The organism is Qipengyuania sp. NPDC077563 (assembly GCF_044901345.1).
GTDB lineage: Bacteria > Pseudomonadota > Alphaproteobacteria > Sphingomonadales > Sphingomonadaceae > Qipengyuania > Qipengyuania aestuarii.
Genome location: NZ_JBJDPC010000003.1, coordinates 592,861 through 608,521 on the forward strand (window position 1 = coordinate 592,861; position 15,661 = coordinate 608,521).

Annotated in this window: 17 protein-coding genes and 1 tRNA gene; 8 read left to right on the forward strand and 10 right to left on the reverse strand. The window is 59.5% G+C overall.

The genetic code is table 11. From position 1 onward, the window contains the following. Position 1: 1 nt before the first annotated feature. Complete coding sequence (locus tag ACI2I1_RS14060; RefSeq protein ID WP_404679603.1) at positions 2 to 769, forward strand: class I mannose-6-phosphate isomerase; 768 nt, start codon at positions 2 to 4, stop codon at positions 767 to 769. Between the two features lie 5 nt (positions 770 to 774). Here the strand turns inward: ACI2I1_RS14060 and ACI2I1_RS14065 are convergent, their stop codons facing one another. The 6 genes from ACI2I1_RS14065 to ACI2I1_RS14090 form a co-directional block, all read right to left on the reverse strand. Next, the gene (locus ACI2I1_RS14065; RefSeq protein ID WP_404679604.1) at positions 775 to 3,327 is read right to left on the reverse strand and encodes an HWE histidine kinase domain-containing protein; all 2,553 of its coding nucleotides are present in this window, start codon (positions 3,325 to 3,327) and stop codon (positions 775 to 777) included. Beyond that, positions 3,324 to 3,860 (reverse strand): biliverdin-producing heme oxygenase, encoded by a 537-nt coding sequence (locus tag ACI2I1_RS14070; protein ID WP_404679605.1) that lies wholly within the window; start codon positions 3,858 to 3,860, stop codon positions 3,324 to 3,326. Before ACI2I1_RS14070 ends, ACI2I1_RS14065 begins: the two co-directional genes overlap by 4 nt. Before the next feature lie 169 nt (positions 3,861 to 4,029). After that, the gene (locus ACI2I1_RS14075; RefSeq protein ID WP_404679606.1) at positions 4,030 to 4,332 is read right to left on the reverse strand and encodes a polyhydroxyalkanoic acid system family protein; all 303 of its coding nucleotides are present in this window, start codon (positions 4,330 to 4,332) and stop codon (positions 4,030 to 4,032) included. Further along, positions 4,332 to 5,087, reverse strand: a complete 756-nt coding sequence (locus ACI2I1_RS14080; RefSeq protein ID WP_404679607.1) for a hypothetical protein — start codon at positions 5,085 to 5,087, stop codon at positions 4,332 to 4,334. Before ACI2I1_RS14080 ends, ACI2I1_RS14075 begins: the two co-directional genes overlap by 1 nt. A 1-nt stretch (position 5,088) precedes the next feature. Beyond that, entirely contained in the window at positions 5,089 to 6,333 is a 1,245-nt protein-coding gene (locus tag ACI2I1_RS14085) for a toxic anion resistance protein (protein ID WP_404679608.1), read from the reverse strand. A 562-nt stretch (positions 6,334 to 6,895) separates the two neighbouring features. Further along, a complete protein-coding gene (locus ACI2I1_RS14090) occupies positions 6,896 to 8,629 on the reverse strand; it encodes a fatty acyl-AMP ligase (protein WP_404679609.1) in 1,734 nt (577 codons plus the stop codon). A gap of 130 nt (positions 8,630 to 8,759) precedes the next feature. On the opposite strand from ACI2I1_RS14090, the gene ACI2I1_RS14095 reads away from it, so the two are divergent. From ACI2I1_RS14095 to ACI2I1_RS14110, 4 genes are read left to right on the forward strand one after another with little or no spacing between them, the layout of a single operon-like run. Continuing rightward, positions 8,760 to 9,338: a regulatory protein RecX gene (locus ACI2I1_RS14095; RefSeq protein ID WP_404679610.1), complete on the forward strand. Its 579-nt coding sequence runs from the start codon at positions 8,760 to 8,762 to the stop codon at positions 9,336 to 9,338. After that, positions 9,314 to 9,814, forward strand: a complete 501-nt coding sequence (locus ACI2I1_RS14100; protein WP_404679611.1) for a DUF192 domain-containing protein — start codon at positions 9,314 to 9,316, stop codon at positions 9,812 to 9,814. The genes ACI2I1_RS14095 and ACI2I1_RS14100 overlap by 25 nt, the downstream gene beginning before the upstream one ends. Positions 9,815 to 9,866: 52 nt before the next feature. Beyond that, on the forward strand, positions 9,867 to 10,262 hold the full coding sequence (locus ACI2I1_RS14105) for an NADH:ubiquinone oxidoreductase subunit NDUFA12 (protein ID WP_224813054.1): 396 nt from the start codon (positions 9,867 to 9,869) through the stop codon (positions 10,260 to 10,262). 2 nt (positions 10,263 to 10,264) lie between these two features. Further along, positions 10,265 to 10,750 (forward strand): DUF2155 domain-containing protein, encoded by a 486-nt coding sequence (locus ACI2I1_RS14110; RefSeq protein WP_404679612.1) that lies wholly within the window; start codon positions 10,265 to 10,267, stop codon positions 10,748 to 10,750. On the opposite strand, the gene aat is transcribed toward ACI2I1_RS14110, so the two are convergent. Then, a complete protein-coding gene (gene aat, locus ACI2I1_RS14115) occupies positions 10,699 to 11,382 on the reverse strand; it encodes a leucyl/phenylalanyl-tRNA--protein transferase (RefSeq protein WP_404679669.1) in 684 nt (227 codons plus the stop codon). The genes ACI2I1_RS14110 and aat overlap by 52 nt on opposite strands. Positions 11,383 to 11,471: 89 nt before the next feature. Between aat and ACI2I1_RS14120 the strand changes: the two genes are divergently transcribed. Then, positions 11,472 to 11,547 (forward strand) — tRNA-Trp (locus ACI2I1_RS14120). Positions 11,548 to 11,597: 50 nt separating this feature from the next. Beyond that, a complete protein-coding gene (locus ACI2I1_RS14125) occupies positions 11,598 to 12,485 on the forward strand; it encodes an LOG family protein (RefSeq protein ID WP_404679613.1) in 888 nt (295 codons plus the stop codon). Here the strand turns inward: ACI2I1_RS14125 and thiD are convergent. From thiD to glmM, 3 genes are read right to left on the reverse strand one after another with little or no spacing between them, the layout of a single operon-like run. After that, positions 12,482 to 13,303 (reverse strand): bifunctional hydroxymethylpyrimidine kinase/phosphomethylpyrimidine kinase, encoded by an 822-nt coding sequence (thiD, locus tag ACI2I1_RS14130; protein WP_404679614.1) that lies wholly within the window; start codon positions 13,301 to 13,303, stop codon positions 12,482 to 12,484. The two genes, ACI2I1_RS14125 and thiD, sit on opposite strands and share 4 nt — an antisense overlap. Next, a complete protein-coding gene (locus ACI2I1_RS14135) occupies positions 13,300 to 13,524 on the reverse strand; it encodes a DUF1272 domain-containing protein (protein WP_221543460.1) in 225 nt (74 codons plus the stop codon). The genes thiD and ACI2I1_RS14135 overlap by 4 nt, the downstream gene beginning before the upstream one ends. Beyond that, positions 13,524 to 14,861, reverse strand: coding sequence for a phosphoglucosamine mutase (glmM, locus tag ACI2I1_RS14140; RefSeq protein ID WP_404679615.1), 1,338 nt, complete (start codon positions 14,859 to 14,861; stop codon positions 13,524 to 13,526). The genes ACI2I1_RS14135 and glmM overlap by 1 nt, the downstream gene beginning before the upstream one ends. 177 nt (positions 14,862 to 15,038) lie before the next feature. Between glmM and ACI2I1_RS14145 the strand changes: the two genes are divergently transcribed. Next, positions 15,039 to 15,650, forward strand: a complete 612-nt coding sequence (locus ACI2I1_RS14145) for a superoxide dismutase (RefSeq protein ID WP_404679616.1) — start codon at positions 15,039 to 15,041, stop codon at positions 15,648 to 15,650. Positions 15,651 to 15,661 lie beyond the last annotated feature (11 nt).

Below are 15,661 nucleotides of genomic sequence, written 5' to 3' on the forward strand. Positions count from 1 at the left end.
TTTGGTTCGCAAGCCGTGGGGCTCTAAGAATTTGCCGTGTCCTTACGGCGAGCAAGATGAAGCAATCGGGGAAATCCGTTTCGAGGTGCCCCTTCCCCTCAAGCGCATCCTCTCCAAATATTTGTTCACGAACGATATTCTCTCCATACAAATCCATCCTACGGAGAAGTTCTGCCCAGCGAGAATAGGTAAAGACGAGTGCTGGGTCGTCACCGACGCAGAGCCTACCGCCCGTATCGCAGTAGGTTTTCGTGAGCCTCTCTCAGCGCTGCAAATCAGGTCGGCTGCATTGGATGGTACGCTGTCAGATTTGCTGAGCTGGCGGCCGGTGAAGAAAGATGATCTTCTTTTCCTGCCCGCTGGGACTGTGCACGCCATTGGTGCGGGGGTTACGCTGGTTGAGCTACAGCCAAACGTCGATACAACTTTTCGACTATACGATTACGGCCGAGGGCGCCCCCTTCAAATCGAGGAAGCAATTCAGTCTCTTGCCGAACCTTCGGCGGCGAAGGGCATCTGGGCCAGCGTAGATCCCACCGAAGAAAAGGTGCTGCTAACTTCTCGGCATTTCAAAGTGGCACAATGCGTCGGTCGCCCCACCGGAACTATCGCAGCACAATTTCCCAGTGCGGTGCAAGTTCTCCCATTATCCGGGCATTGCCGCATCGGGAACTGCGAAATTCAACCTGGCGGCGCCGGTTGGGCTGACGCGCTGCATTTAATAGACTTTACCGCCTGCGAGCGGGCACTCTTATTCGCTGCCGCCTGAATTCATCAGGACTTGGATTTGGTCAATATGGTCGCCAGCTCTGCCTTGCCATAAGGTTTCGTGAGCAAGCCCGAGGCGCCCAGTTCTCCCAGACGGTCCTCCATCTCTCCGTAACCAGTCGCAAGCCAGAAGGTTACGCCCAGTTCAGCCAGTTTTTCAGCCACGCGTTCGCTGCTCTCATTTCCGAGATTATAGTCCAGGATCGCTAATCCCGGCGACGTTTTTTCCAGAAACGACAGGGCACCTGCAACTGTGCTTTGGACATGGACATTCTCCACCCCGAGTTCGCGAAGGCAGTCTTCGGTGTCGAGAGCGATGATCATGCTATCTTCGACCAGAAGTACGCTTTCAGGTACATCCTGCGGCACATTATCATCCGGCTGCATGTTCTTGGCTCCGTCCGGTTCGCCGATGAATGCGCCATTCCATTCGACACAGCGTGAAGGGACGCAGAACGAGGCTTCCAAGCCAGAAAGCCGATAATCGACATTGGCTTCGCCGTTCAATTCGAACGGTATGGATCGTTCGGTGATGGTCGATCCGAAGCCGCGCCGGGTCGGTGGCTTTACCGGTGGTCCGCCCGATTCCTTCCAGTCAATCTGCAGCGAATCGTCCGAATTGCGGGTTATCGTTATGTCGAGACGACCAGAACTATCGGATAACGAGCCATACTTGGCGGAATTTGTGATCATCTCATGGATGACGAGCGCAAGGACGGTATAAGCCTCTGGTGCCACCATGGCTTCCGGCCCGGTTACCTGCAACCGGTCCTTCTGCTTGCTCAGATAGGCATGGGCCTCCGTTTCGATCAGTTCGCTGAGCGGAGCGGCAGACCAATTACCCTTGGTAATATTATCATGAGCGGCGGCGAGAGATGAAATTCGCCCGCCAACGATATCCGAAAATTCTTCGACGCTGCCAGCTTCGTGCTTGGACTGGTTGATGAGCCCACGAATGAGGTTCAGGATATTTCTCACTCGGTGATTGAGCTCGGCAATCAGCAGTTCCTGCTGAGATTGAGCCTTGGCCCGTTCCTTGACGGCATCATCGGTCAGCCGGAGAATAATCTCCAGAAGGGTCACCCGCAAACCTTCTGCGACCTGCAGTTCTCCATCGGTCCATGGAGCGCTCCGGCCTTCTACCGACTCCTGCCAGGCTTCGAAGCTTTTCCGCGGTGTCAGGCGAGGTCCATTGGGCCCATATTCTACCGTCTTTTCAGGCTTCCCCGCCCAGGTAACGGTCTGGACCAGTCCCCGGCGCCAGAGCACAAGATAGTCACGTGGCGTGCGAGAGACCGGGATGACAAGCGCGCCAACAGCGCGGTCTGCAAACCTCTCAGCCTTCGGCAATCTTTCAGTCAATGAATCGATGGCCAGAACCCGGCTGGTTGCCGCGCTGTTCAGTCCTGAAATTATCGCGCGGAACTCTTCTTCGTTGGGGGCCGCGCCGCTGGAATCGTAGACATCCTCGACGAAAACGCTGGCGCCATCATGCGGAATGATCTGCTGGATTACGGGGGTCAGCAAAGGCAGGCTCTCGGCCAGAGGCGTTCCGGCAGCGATGTCCCGCATAAGCCGATCGTGCACCCGCCGACTTGCGTCTCGTTGTTCGTCTCGTTTGCGGAACAGAGTCCGCTCCAGCATCATCGAGAAGAGCTCGGAGAACAGTTCGGCAGATGTACGCTGCGAATAGGGCAAGATCTTGGGGGAATAGTGATGGCAGGCAAACAGGCCCCAAAGCTTGCCCTCGATGATGATCGATATCGACAGTGAAGCTTCCACGCCCATGTTTTGCAGATATTCGATGTGGATCGGCGATACCGCGCGTAACGTGCTTAAGGAAAGATCTATGGGATCGCCTTCGGCGGTATAACCGGGCTCGATCGGGACAGGCTTTTCGTTGACATTGCTGATGATGCGAAAGCGATTGCGTTTATAGAGCTCGCGCGCCTGTGCGGGAATGTCACTTTTTGGATAACGAAGGCCATGAAAACCGCCAAGGTCATCCCGCTTGGCCTCTGCTACCACTTCGCCCGACAGATCCTTGTGGAACTGATAGATCATGACCCGATCGATATCGAGCGACATGCGAAGTTGACGAGCCGCCTCTGCGAGCAGCTTGTTGGCGTCGCTGAATTTCTCCAGACGAGCCATGATGGGACGAAGCAGGCCGATCTGCCGGTTGACATCTCCCTCGGCATGCGGCTCGATTTCGATGATTATGTACGCCCCGATGGAATGAACGGCACAGTCGAAAAGCCTGCCATCCCCGATCAGATCAAGTCCGAAAAGGCGGCCGACCTGATCAGGATCGATCAGGCCCGCCACCGCGCTGCGAAGGCGCTCAAAAGCCGTCTTGGATAGATAGGACGAAAGGCGGGCGCCGATCTCGACCGGTTCATCGAGCCCCAGCATTTGCTCGAGATTCGCGGATCGCTGTCCCACGAACCAGTCCAAATTGATGGCGATCAGCGCGCCGAATCCTTGAATCAGCCCAAGCTCATGAATTGGCTCACGGTCACAGCTGGAAAGGTCGACATGCATGTTTTCGGTATTCATCCAGCGACTCCCGATCGCTTAATTGCAAAGGCGCGCTCGAACACCTCGAATGTCTTCATAGCCCCCAGCACGGCCTCGTCCACATGGGTAGCCGCGTGAATTTCGGTGAGAACTGTGCGGAGATCAGAAAAATAAGATGTAAGGCGGTCGTCTTCAAGGAAACGTTGCGGTCCCGCTAATTCCCTCTTGCGCCTCTGATGCAGGATAGCGCGGTTGCCGAGCGAGGATCCCGCGATCACCCAAGCCGCACCCAGCGCTTCAAACTCTGTATCAAAGCTCAGCTTGCCACATTGCTGGGTGGGCGAGGAGCCGAGATCCTTGAGGTCGAGTTCCAGCAGCCTAGTCTGTGAAGGCGGAGCGACCATGCCATGGGGCGCCTGATTCTCGAACGCTTCATCGACAGCTAGGCGCGCCCGATACTGGGCAGTCAGGAAAAAGGCATACTTGTCCGCTGACGACAGTGGCAAGTGGCCAACTGCTTCATCGAGACGAGCGTGAGTTTCGCTCGTCGCTTCCCGTAATGCATTTCTCAACCTGCGATCCCATATCCAGACCATCCCCATCGCAAGCTTCGCAGAAGGTGATGGACGCGTAAGCGGACAATACCAATCCGCTGCCCCGCGTAAAAGCGGTTGGCAAACAAATTTGTTCCTGCGGCTTAAAGGGTTGGCTCACCTCGCGCGGTCGGCCCCGCATGCCTGCCTATTTGGGTTCAAGCAGCTTCTGGCCCTTCTTGCGAATCGCTCCGGCGATCATTGGCTCGACAAAGGAAAGCGCTTGCGGAAGATCGACTTCGAAGATGACTTGGGTCTCTTCGATGAGAACCCGCGATTTCACTACATTCCCCATCGCCTTGATGTCGAGCGCCATGCAGTCTTCATGGTGCCAGTCTACGCTGACATCCGCAACGCCGCCGGGAATGGCGTCGCCGATTTCATGACTGCGAGCATGAAGCCGGCGGCGCACCTCTTCCTTGCCGAGATTGTGTTGCAGGGGAACGCGCATCAGTCCTTATGCTCCAATTGGGGGCTGGTTTCGGCGCCGTCGCCGAATTTGTAATCGAGATAGCGGTGTTTGATCGCGAGGTCGTCGAGCGAGCCTTCCGCCAGCTGGCGGGTGATGGAGTCGATCTCGCCGCTGATCTTGCCGAGGCTTTCGGTCAGTTGCCGGTCGGGGGTGGATCCGGCGCGCTCTTCGCTACGCAGGTGCGCAGGTACCCGGCGGTAGCTCTCGATCATTTCGGGAAGCTGCTCTCCGACCAGGCTGCGCACTTCGCGTGCCTTGGGGTGGTTCTGGTCGACGCCTTCGAGCTGCAAACCGAGGGCGTCGAGCTGCACGCCCATATCGCTGACGATCCTCGCCGCTGGCGGGGGTAGGGCCGGGCGCTGGTTCTCGAGCCACAATTCGGTACGGCCGACCATCTGCTGGACATTACCCTTGTTGATGTCTGCCCGCTTGGGGACCTTGACCTTCTGCGTCGACACGACACCGATGACGACCAGAATAGCGAGGACGGACAGCATGACCCCCCAGAACCCGATGCCGCCGATGACCGCGCCGACAACGCCAGCAGCAATCAAGACGCCCACGATGCCGATGGCGATCTGGACCAGCTTCCTGGCGTAATGCTTCGCTTTCAGTTCGGCCGAGCCAGCGCCGATCGAGGCCGCGCGCCGGTGCCGTCCGCCCGTACGATTGTCGTCGCGCAGCGTCCGGGCCTCTTGGAGGATCCGTTCGCTATCTTTGCTAAGGTCACCCATATCAGCCCTCGATGCTGAGGAGGCCGCTGTCGGCTACTTGTTGCTGGGCCTGGGCCTGGCCTTCGGCGCGGGCGATGTAACCCTTTGATTTTTCTACTTCACTTGAGAGGGTATTGACCGTCTGCTTCATGCTGTCGAGAGCGCGCACCTTGAACTGGTCTACTTCGTCCATCGTGTCGTAGATGTTCTGGAACGCGCGCTGCAGCGTTTCGAGCGGAATGGTGCTTGCGGCGGCCTGTTCGTGGATCTTGCCGGTCTGTTCGCGCAGCATCGTGCCGGTACTGTCGATAATGCCCGCAGTCGTTTCGTTGAGCGCTGTGATCTGCCCGAGCACGAGCCGCTGGTTGGTCATCGCTTCGGCCACGGTGACCGCCGTGCGCAGCGCGCCGACCGTGGTGGTGCTGGCCCGGTCGACACCCTTGACCAGTTCGACATTGTTCTTCTTGACCAGGTCGAGCGCGAGATAGCCCTGCACGCTGACCGCCATCTGGGTGAGCAGGTCCTGCGTACGCTGGCGGACATAGAACAGCGCCGTTTCGCGCACCGCCTTGGCCTTGGCAGGGTCGGTCGCGTCGAGTTCGGCGGCCTTGTCCTCGAGCTTGGCGTCGAGCGTCTTGGAGATGTGGATCATCTGCTCCAGATTGCCCATCGCTTCCCAGAGTTTCTGCCGTTCCACGTCGATCGCGGCATTGTCCATGATCAGTTCGTCCTTGCCGCTGGCAAGGTTGTTGAGGATCGACTGGATATGCGTCTGCGCGCTCTGGTAGCTGCGGAAATAATTAGTCAGCTTGTTGCCGAAGGGAATGATGCCGAGGATCTTGCGCGTGCCCGAAAGCTTGCCCCGCTTGCCCGGATCGAGATCTTCCACCACGCGGCGCAGTTCGGCGAGGTTCGCGCCGACGCCTTCGTCCTTGTCCATCGCGCGGACCGGACGGTCGAGGAAGCGGTTGGACATGCCGGAGGCCGCCATGATTTCCTTGCGGCCCATATTGGTCAGCTGATCGACCTTCTTGCCGAATTCGGGCGAATTGGCATCCTGCGAGATCAGATCGTTGACGAAGCCGTCGACCTTGGTCTCCAGCTTGCTCTTCACCTCTTCCGAAACCGGCACGAGACCGGCGGCCTTTTCGGCCGAAACCACCGGAACCGGGTCCGGAGGCGTGAGGTCGAATTCCGGCGGAGCGGCCGTGGTGGTAGGGGCGGCAGGCGCCTTGGCCTGTTCTGCCTGCGTTTTGGCGTCACTCATGACTGGCGAAGACCTCCGTAAACTGTTCCGATCCTGTATTAGGTATGTAAGACAGGATGTTCAAGCGGGGCGAGCCTAGCGTTCAAAAGACTCAGACAAAATAGAATTCTGTGATGTTAACGCCGGGCGACCCGCGGAGCATGAAGACGAAGAGATTTTAAAACGAACAATTCGAGACCTAAAGCAGGTTTCGCCTGCTGTTCTCGATCAGAGCCGCGATTGGTCAAGTGGCTGACCAGCATGGCCGACGCATCGCGCAAGCCCTTCCAAGGTCTGCTCGATAAGGCCTGGCGGGGCCAGAAAACGCGCGTCCAGGCGCGGTCGCGGCGCCCCAAAATCGCTGCCAGACTGGGCCGGTGGAAGACTACCATGGCGCACGGTCATGATGGCAAGAAAGCATTGAGGGGTCTGCCTAGCGATGATCTGACGGTATTCGACGATCAGACCCGCTTGCCCGCCAATTCTTCACTTACCGCGTCAGCTGCCCCACGGTAGCCGGGATAATCAGCACCATGATAATCAGAATAATACCGTGCATTTCTTATGAAATGCGCCCCAAACCTTATGCGGCCAGGTCGAGGGGCTGTATTTCACCTGAGAGATAGAGCCTCTTTGCCTTCGCCCGGCTCAGCTTGCCCGAACTGGTTCGCGGCAGGGTACGCGGGGGCACCAGTTCGACCACGCAGCTCATTCCGGTTACGCCGCGAACCTTGTCGGCTATCTGGTCGCGCAGCTTGATGCGTTCGTCCGGTTCGGAGACGCGGCAATGCACCAGCACGGCGGGCGCTTCTTCGCCATTTTCGGTTTCGATCGAAAAGGCAGCGATATCGCCATGATTGAAGCCGGGCAGCTGTTCGACCGCCCATTCGATGTCCTGCGGCCAGTGGTTCTTGCCGTTGATGATGATCATGTCCTTCGCGCGGCCGACGATGAACAGATAGCCATCCGCAAGATAACCCATATCGCCAGTGTCGAGCCAGCCATCCACGAGGCATTCCTCGGTCGCTTCCTCGTTGCGGAAATAGGAATGCATCACGCTCTTGCCGCGGCACCAGACCTTGCCGATCTGGTGATCGCCGCGGGCATCCCCGTTTTCGCCGCGGATTTCCACTTCCATGCCGGGTAGCGCCTTGCCGCAATTGACGATGGCGCGATACCGGGCCGGACGCGAGAGATCGCGCGGGCGACCGGAGAGGCGTTCTTCCTCGACCAGTTCGACGCGGATGCCTTCGCCCGGCGGCATGACGGTAACGGCCAGAGTGGCCTCGGCCAGGCCGTAGCTGGGCGTAAAGGCCGTCGCCTTGAAACCGGCATCGGCAAAGGCGTTGACGAAATTCTGCATCACGTCGGGGCGGATCATGTCGGCCCCGTTGCCGGCCGTGCGCCAGCGCGACAGGTCGAAGCGTTCGGCGACATTGCTCTGGCTGGAAATGCGACGCGCGCAGATATCGTAACCGAAAGTGGGTGAATAGCTGAGCGAATTGCCTTTGTTGCGGCTGATGAGATCGAGCCATGCGAGCGGCCTGCGCGCAAAATGTTCGGTCTTGAGGTAATCGCCGCTGACCTGATTGGCGATGAGGGACAGCAGGCAGCCCACCAGGCCCATGTCGTGATACCATGGCAGCCAGCTCACCACGCGCTCGCCAGCGCCGATATCGGTGGCTTCGGCGTGGCCGCGCAGATTGTGGAGCAGCGCTTCGTGCGTCACGGCGACGCCGGTGGGGAAGCGGGTCGATCCGCTTGAATATTGCAGATAGCTGATATCGTGGGGCTTGGCCTCGGGCAGCTCGACTTCGGGCCCTTCGCGCTGTGCGAAGACATCCCAGCTTTCACCATCGCATCCCTGCTTGTCGGCCGCCGCCTTGGCCATTTCGGCGATGTCCGGCGGATAGAGAAGGATCTTGGGATCGCTGCTTTCCAGCTGAACGGAAAGCTGGTCGATATAGCTGTCCTTGCCGCCAAAGGTGGTCGGCAGCGGCAGCGGCACGGGCCAGGCACCGGCATAGATGCAGGCGCAGAACAGGGCCGCAAATTCAGGACTGGTTTCGGCGACCAGAGCTACGCGGTCGTCCTTGCCGATCCCGGCGGCAACCAGCTTGTAGGCCAGCGCGCGGGCATCATCGCGCATTTCCGAAAACGGATAAACGCGCTCCAGCGAGCCGCGCATATCGTGAAAATTAAGCCCCTTTTCGCTGCGCGCGGCATAGTCGACAGCTTCGTTGAACGTCGCAAAATCGCTCCGGCGGCGGGGTAGATCGCAATCATTTGGCGTCGGCGTCAAAACGGCGTCGGTCATATTTTCTCTTGTAACCTTTTGAAAACAATGCCCTAGAAGGCGACCTTCGTCGGAAAAGCTACCGCGAAATCTGGTGCGGCTGCTTATCAAACTTTCCCATTCGATAAGGTTTGTGGCACGAATATGGCCGATGGCTGATGGTCATGCAACACGCAGGCGCACTCGTCGCACACCTAAACCGCTCGACCGCGTGCGGCTGAACGACCTTGCGCTCCATTATGTCGCCCGCTTCGCCACCTCGTCGGGCAAGCTCGAAACCTATCTGCGGCGCAAGCTGCGCGAGCGCGGCTGGGAGGGTGAAGGGGAGCCGGATGTGGCCGGCCTGGTGGAGCGCTTTGGCGAGAAGGGCTATGTCGACGATGAGGCGTATGCGCGCATGAAGGCCAGCGGGCTGCTTGCACGCGGCTATGGCGCGCGGCGGGTAGAGGAAAAGCTGCGGGCGGACGGGCTGGAAGAAGATCTGCGGCAGGCCAATGCGCCGGGCGAATGGGCGGCCCGCAGTGCTGTGCTCGCCTATGCCAAGCGCCGGCGGTTTGGCCCCTTCGCAGCCTCGGTGGCGGGCGAGGGCTCGGAAGAATCGCACAAGCGGCGCGAAAAGCAGCTTGCCGCGATATTGCGGGCAGGTCATTCCTTCGATCACGCGCGGCGCGTGGTCGAGATTGCGGACATCGGGGAGTTGGAAGAATGGGTCGAGGAAGTACGGGACTGATTTCTCTCGTCGCGACTGCGTTGATCGCGGGCTGCTCGCCTGCGGCCGATGCCGAAGTCCAGGGCGGGCAGGGTGAGGTGGCCGCGCAGGCCGCGCATCCGGTATCGGGCCTCGCAATCGTGCCGGTGGTCGTGGCAGGTCCGGACGGCTCGCATGAATTCAGGGCGGAACTGGCCGACACCCCGCAAAGTCAGGCCCAAGGCCTGATGTACCGGACCGAGCTGGGCCCCGATGAAGCCATGATCTTTCCCAGCGACCAGCCGACCGCGCGCGCCTTCTGGATGAAGAACACCCCGATCCCGCTCGATATCATCTTCGTTGGGCTTGACGGACGCATCTCGAATATCGCCGCGATGACCGAACCCTATTCGGAAAAGCAGGTGTATTCGGTCGGCTCGGCCAGTGCGGTGCTGGAAATTGCCGGCGGGCGCGCAGCTGAACTCGGCATCGAACCGGGCGATCGGGTAAGCTGGTGAGCTGCGCACGAGACGCTTGGCGCAGGGGCGCGAATCGGCTAGGCGCGCGACCATGAGTTTCCTCGGAAAAATCTTCACCTGGTGGAACGGTGCCACCATCGGCACGCACCTATGGAGCTGGCGCAACGGCGAACAGGTCGGCACCGACGCGCAGGGCAACGCCTATTTCCGGTCCAAGCCGAAGAAGGGGCAGCGCGAACGCCGCTGGGTGATCTACGAAGGCGCCAATGACGCGAGCCGCGTGCCGAGCGAATGGCATGGCTGGCTGCACGGCGCATTCGACGATATCCCCGAAAGCAACCTGCCGCCCGCACGCATCTGGGAAACCGATTACACCCCCAACGCCACCGGCACGGCGACGGCCTATCGTCCGCAGGGCGCTTTGGAACGGGGCGGCAAGCGGGCGCGTGCGGTGGGCGATTACGAAGCCTGGTCGCCGGACGCTTGAAAATGTTTCGCCCGGTCGCGCTTCTCGTGGCGGTGACGATGGTGGTCGCCTGTTCGGACGATCCGCCCGAGCCGACACCGACGCAGACGCAGATCCCCGAAGAACTCGAAAGCGTCGACCTGCCCGAGATCGCGGGCGACGAAGCCGGGATCGGCACGCCCATGGAAGAACGTGTCGCCACCATCGGCCTGCTGAACAAGCGCAACAATCTGAGCGAAGAGCTTGAGCTGAGGCCAGGCGAACAACGCCGCGTGGGTGACGTGATCGTTCGTCTGCGTGCCTGCGAACGGACCGCGCCCTGGGAGTTCGAGAGAGACGAGGGCGCTTTCGTGCAGGTCTTGGTGCGCGAGCGCGGGACCGAAGACAGTTTTCGCAAGGTCTTCTCAGGCTGGCTGTTCAAGAACAAGCCGGCTCTCAATGTCGTCGAGCATCCAATCTACGACGTCTGGGTCAAATCCTGCGCAATGGATTTTCCCGGGGAAGAGTGAGCCAGCGTTTCAGCGACGGCCTGCGGCAGACTCGTCTGCGGGCGCCCCCGCGCTGAAAGCAGCCGTTCGAGATAGGCCGATTGCGGCATGGCTACCGCTCCCATCGATCCCAGATGGCCGGTCATGAACTGGCAGTCCAGAAGCGCGTAACCGGCGTTGCGCATGGCCGAAACCAACCAGGCAAGAGCCACCTTGCTGGCGTTCGTGGCGCGGCTGAACATGCTTTCCCCGCAGAACACCCGGTCGAAAGCCACGCCGTACAGGCCGCCGACCAAGTCATCACCATCCCAGACCTCTATCGAATGGGCATGTCCAGCCTCGTGCAGGGCAATATAGCTCGCCTCGATCTGATGGCTGATCCAGCTTTCGGACATTTCCTCGCGCGGCTGGGCGCAGGCTGCGATTACAGCGGCGAAATTCTCATCGCAGCTCACCCGAAAGCGGTCCTGACGGATAACCTTGCGCAGACTGCGCGAGAGATGGAAGCCATCCAGGGGGATAATGGCCCGTTCCCGCGGTTCGACCCAATAGACCTCCCGGTCGTTGCGGTGATCCGCCATTGGAAAGACACCGCTCCGATAGGCGCGTAAAAGCAGCTCTACCGGAATCAGGTCGGATGTGGGCGCATGCATGGCAATATCTCTAACAGTTTGCACGCAGGTGCGATACGCGTCTTGCCAATTCGCGCTGCCCATACTAATGCGCGCCGTCTTGACGCTGCAGGGGTGTAGCTCAGCTGGTAGAGCATCGGTCTCCAAAACCGAGGGCCACGGGTTCGAATCCTGTCACCCCTGCCATTTTCTTCTCATGACTTGTCGCTGCTGCACGTCCGCACTATCGCGCGGACATGACAGAAGAAGAAAAGACCAAGCGCGATCTGCAGGATCGCAAATTCTACCCGGCCGAGGAAGAGGCCGAATTCGAAAAATCACAGCCCAAGCAGACGCCTCAGACCGCCCATCCGGCGTATAAGCTCGCCTTTCAGGATAAGGAATTCCTGTTGCGCGAAGAGCTGAGGCCGGTCCGCTTCCAGCTCGAACTGCTCAAGCCGGAGATGATCCTCGACGAGGCCGGGGTCGGATCGACCATGGTAATGTATGGCAGTGCGCGTATCCCACCGCCCGAATCCGCAGAAGAGGCGCTGGAAGGCGCGAAGGATCTGCCCGAGGAAGAGCGCAAGGTCGTCGAGAGTCTCGTTGCCAAGTCGAAATATTACGGCGAGGCGCGCAAGCTGGCGCGCATGGTCACCGAAAAATCGATCATTCAGGACGGCAAGCGCCAGTTCGTGGTCTGCTCGGGTGGCGGCCCATCGATCATGGAAGCCGCCAATCGCGGGGCAAGCGATGCCGGCGGTGAAAGCATCGGGCTCAACATCATCCTGCCGCATGAGCAGGCGCCCAATATCTATGTGACGCCTTATCTGTCGCTAAACTTCCATTATTTCGCACTGCGCAAGATGCACTTCCTGCTGCGAGCGAAAGCCGTGGCGGTCTTCCCGGGCGGTTTCGGCACGTTCGATGAGTTCTTCGAACTGCTGACACTGATCCAGACCGGCAAGATGAAGCCGATGCCCATTCTGCTGTTTGGAGAGGATTTCTGGAAGCGAGTGGTGAATTTCGAGGCGATCGCCGAGGAAGGCACTATCTCGAAAAAGGACCTCGATCTGTTCCGCTGGTGTGAAACCGCCGAAGATGCGTGGGACCACATCTCAGCCTTTTACGAACTCGATCGCTAAAGTGCTTCGCCCGGCTCCAGTTTCCTGACGGACTGGTGGCCGAGCGGGCCATTCCCGCTGCCGTAACCGGGTGCCTGCTCGATGGCTGCGCGGGTAAAGGCCCGCGCGATGCGCACAGCGTGGGTCAGCGGCTGACCATGCGCGAGCATGGTTGCGAGGGCAGAGGACAGAGTGCAGCCAGTGCCATGGGTGTGCCGGGTCTCGATCCGCTCATGCCCGAAGCTGGCGATCCTGCCGCTGGCCGACACCACATAGTCGATGACCTGGTCGCCATCGCTATGGCCGCCCTTCGCCAACACGATCGTGTCCTGAGCTTCAGCCAATTCGCGCGCAGCCTCGAAAATTTCCTCGGCAGGAATGTTCTTGCGCCCGGTAAGAGCCGCAAGCTCCGGTAAATTTGGCGTGACTGCCGTGGCGATGTGCATCAGTGCGCCAAACGCCTCGATGGTGGCTTCATCGGCTAGGACCGCCCCGCTGGTGGCGATCATCACTGGATCGAATACGATAGGGCCAGCAAAGCTGTCGAGGCGCTCCGCCAGTCGCAGGGCGATCTCCGGCGAGCCCAACATGCCGATCTTGATCGCATCGGCCCTAAGATCATACAGGCAGCTTTCGACTTGCTTCATTACAAAATCGCTATCGAGTACCTCGACTGCCTGAACTCCCGTGGTGTTTTGCGCGGTCACCGCCGTTATTGCCGTCATCGCATACCCACCGAGCATGGTAATGGTCTTGATGTCGGCCTGGATGCCCGCTCCGCCTGAAGAATCGGACCCGGCAATCGACAGAATGCGTGGGGGTGATTGCGTCTGTGTCATGCCCGCCCTTTCTGCGCCGATCCAGGTGGATAGCGTTCCTGTATCTGGCGCGACCTCGTCGGCCGATCCATCAGTTCACCACCGCAGTTCGGACACAGATCGTCCAGACTATCTGCGCAATCGGCGCAATAAGTGCACTCGAGGCTGCAGATAAACGCCCCCGGCGCCTCGGCTGGCGTATTCGTGCCGCAGCGTTCGCAATTGGCGCGCATCTCCAGCATCAGGCGACAGCCTTCACGGCGTCGCAGATACGGTCGACCACCTTTTCGACTTGTCCGGCGTCATCGCCTTCCGCCATGACGCGTATGACGGGTTCTGTACCGGAAGGGCGGATCACCAGACGGCCCTTGCCTTCGAGTTCCTTTTCGGAGTCCACAATGGCTTGTTTGACCTTTTGGTTTTCCAGCGGCGCACCGCCGGAATAGCGGACGTTTTTCAGGAGCTGGGGCACAGGATCGAACACGTGGAGCAATTCGCTTGCCCGCTTCCCCGAACGGACGAGGCTCGCCAGGACGCGCAGGGCGGCGACCGTGCCATCGCCTGTGGTTCCATGATCAGTCAGGATCATGTGGCCGGATTGTTCACCGCCCACGTTGAAGCCGCCTTCGCGCATTCTTTCCAGTACGTATCGGTCACCCACCTTGGTGCGCTCGAGCGTCAGGCCCAGACCATGCAGATAGCGCTCGAGGCCTAGGTTGCTCATAACGGTGGCAACGACCCCTCCGCCAGTAAGATCGCCGCGCTCGTGCAGCCGCGTGGCGATAAGCGCCATGATCTGGTCACCATCGACCGCCCGCCCTTTTTCGTCGATGACGATGAGACGGTCGGCGTCGCCGTCGAGCGCAATGCCGATATCCGCCTGTTCTTCGACTACGCGCTTTTTCACTGCATCGAGTGAGGTTGATCCGACGTCGCGATTGATGTTTGTGCCGTTGGGCTCGACGCCCATGGCGAATACGTCGGCACCCAGTTCCCATATCGCCGAGGGGGCGACGCGATAGGCTGCTCCATTGGCGCAATCCACCACGACTTTCAGCCGATCGAAGCGAATATCGCTGGCAACCGATTGCTTGACGGCATGGATGTATCGGCCACTCGCGTCATCGATGCGGCGCGCGCGGCCTACCAAATCCGGGCTCACCAGCAGCGGCTCCTGTTCCATCAATGTCTCGATGGCCATTTCAGCAGCATCGGATAATTTGAAGCCGTCCGGACCGAACAGCTTGATGCCATTATCTTCGAAAGGATTATGACTGGCGGAAATCATGACCCCAAGGTCTGCCCGCATTTCCCGCGTCAGCAGCGCGATCGCCGGCGTGGGCAGGGGGCCGGTCATGATGACATCCATCCCGACGCTGGCGAAGCCTGCCACCAGTGCGCTTTCCACCATATAGCCTGAGAGGCGGGTGTCCTTGCCGATCACGACACGGTGGCGGTGGTTCCCGCGAAGGAAGTGCGTGCCTGCGGCCTGACCGACCTTCATGGCATTTTCAGCGGTCATCACTCCTTCGTTCACGCGACCGCGAATGCCGTCTGTGCCAAAAAATTTCCGTGCCATGGGAGCCTCTCGTAAAACCTTGTAACCAATCTTCTGGCTTGAATGCGCGGCTAAAGAAAGTCGATTTGCCACGCTTCTGTTCCTATTGTCGCAGCTCGCTGCAACCACAAGCTTGGATGTGCGTTAGGAACTCGAGTTCCAAACTTTTTAACACCAATTCTCAAAGGGGACCTATTCATGGCTTTCGAGCTGATCGACCTTCCTTATGAAGACACTGCACTTGAACCGGCCGTCTCGGCAAAGACGCTGAGCTATCATCACGGAAAGCATCACAAGGCTTATATCGACAAGACGAACTCCGCGATCGAAGGTGGGGACCTTGATGGGAAAAAGCTCGAAGAAGTGATTTCCTCCGCGCGTGACAGCAACCAGGGCCTGTTCAACAATTCCGCCCAGAGCTGGAACCACGGCTTTTATTGGCATTCCATGGCCAGCGAGGAAACTGCTGCCTCGGACGAGCTCAAGAGCATGATCGACAAGGCTTTCGGTTCTGTCGACAAGCTCAAGGACAAGCTGAAAGAGCGCGGCGCAGGTCATTTCGCCAGCGGCTGGGTCTGGCTCGCAGTGAAGAACGGCGAACTCACCATCGAAGAAACGCATGATGGCGATACGCTGGCAGATCAAGATGGTATCAACCCGCTCTTGGTCATCGACCTGTGGGAGCATGCATACTACCTCGATCATCAGAACGCGCGTCCCGAGTACCTTGGTGCAGTTAGCGACAAACTTAATTGGAGCTTCGCCAGCGACAATCTGGCGCGTGGGACCACTTGGGAATATCCCTGCTAAGCAGTCCGCTC

What these genes read in the sequence shown, in the direction of transcription:
- ACI2I1_RS14065 (WP_404679604.1), bottom strand. Translation starts at nt 3,327, where the DNA reads ATGAATACCGAAAACATGCATGTCGACCTTTCCAGCTGTGACCGTGAG.
- ACI2I1_RS14075 (WP_404679606.1), bottom strand. Translation starts at nt 4,332, where the DNA reads ATGCGCGTTCCCCTGCAACACAATCTCGGCAAGGAAGAGGTGCGCCGC.
- ACI2I1_RS14080 (WP_404679607.1), bottom strand. Translation starts at nt 5,087, where the DNA reads ATGGGTGACCTTAGCAAAGATAGCGAACGGATCCTCCAAGAGGCCCGG.
- ACI2I1_RS14085 (WP_404679608.1), bottom strand. Translation starts at nt 6,333, where the DNA reads ATGAGTGACGCCAAAACGCAGGCAGAACAGGCCAAGGCGCCTGCCGCC.
- ACI2I1_RS14090 (WP_404679609.1), bottom strand. Translation starts at nt 8,629, where the DNA reads ATGACCGACGCCGTTTTGACGCCGACGCCAAATGATTGCGATCTACCC.
- ACI2I1_RS14095 (WP_404679610.1), top strand. Translation starts at nt 8,760, where the DNA reads ATGGCTGATGGTCATGCAACACGCAGGCGCACTCGTCGCACACCTAAA.
- ACI2I1_RS14100 (WP_404679611.1), top strand. Translation starts at nt 9,314, where the DNA reads ATGGGTCGAGGAAGTACGGGACTGATTTCTCTCGTCGCGACTGCGTTG.
- ACI2I1_RS14105 (WP_224813054.1), top strand. Translation starts at nt 9,867, where the DNA reads ATGAGTTTCCTCGGAAAAATCTTCACCTGGTGGAACGGTGCCACCATC.
- ACI2I1_RS14110 (WP_404679612.1), top strand. Translation starts at nt 10,265, where the DNA reads ATGTTTCGCCCGGTCGCGCTTCTCGTGGCGGTGACGATGGTGGTCGCC.
- aat (WP_404679669.1), bottom strand. Translation starts at nt 11,382, where the DNA reads ATGCATGCGCCCACATCCGACCTGATTCCGGTAGAGCTGCTTTTACGC.
- ACI2I1_RS14125 (WP_404679613.1), top strand. Translation starts at nt 11,598, where the DNA reads ATGACAGAAGAAGAAAAGACCAAGCGCGATCTGCAGGATCGCAAATTC.
- thiD (WP_404679614.1), bottom strand. Translation starts at nt 13,303, where the DNA reads ATGACACAGACGCAATCACCCCCACGCATTCTGTCGATTGCCGGGTCC.
- ACI2I1_RS14135 (WP_221543460.1), bottom strand. Translation starts at nt 13,524, where the DNA reads ATGCTGGAGATGCGCGCCAATTGCGAACGCTGCGGCACGAATACGCCA.
- glmM (WP_404679615.1), bottom strand. Translation starts at nt 14,861, where the DNA reads ATGGCACGGAAATTTTTTGGCACAGACGGCATTCGCGGTCGCGTGAAC.
- ACI2I1_RS14145 (WP_404679616.1), top strand. Translation starts at nt 15,039, where the DNA reads ATGGCTTTCGAGCTGATCGACCTTCCTTATGAAGACACTGCACTTGAA.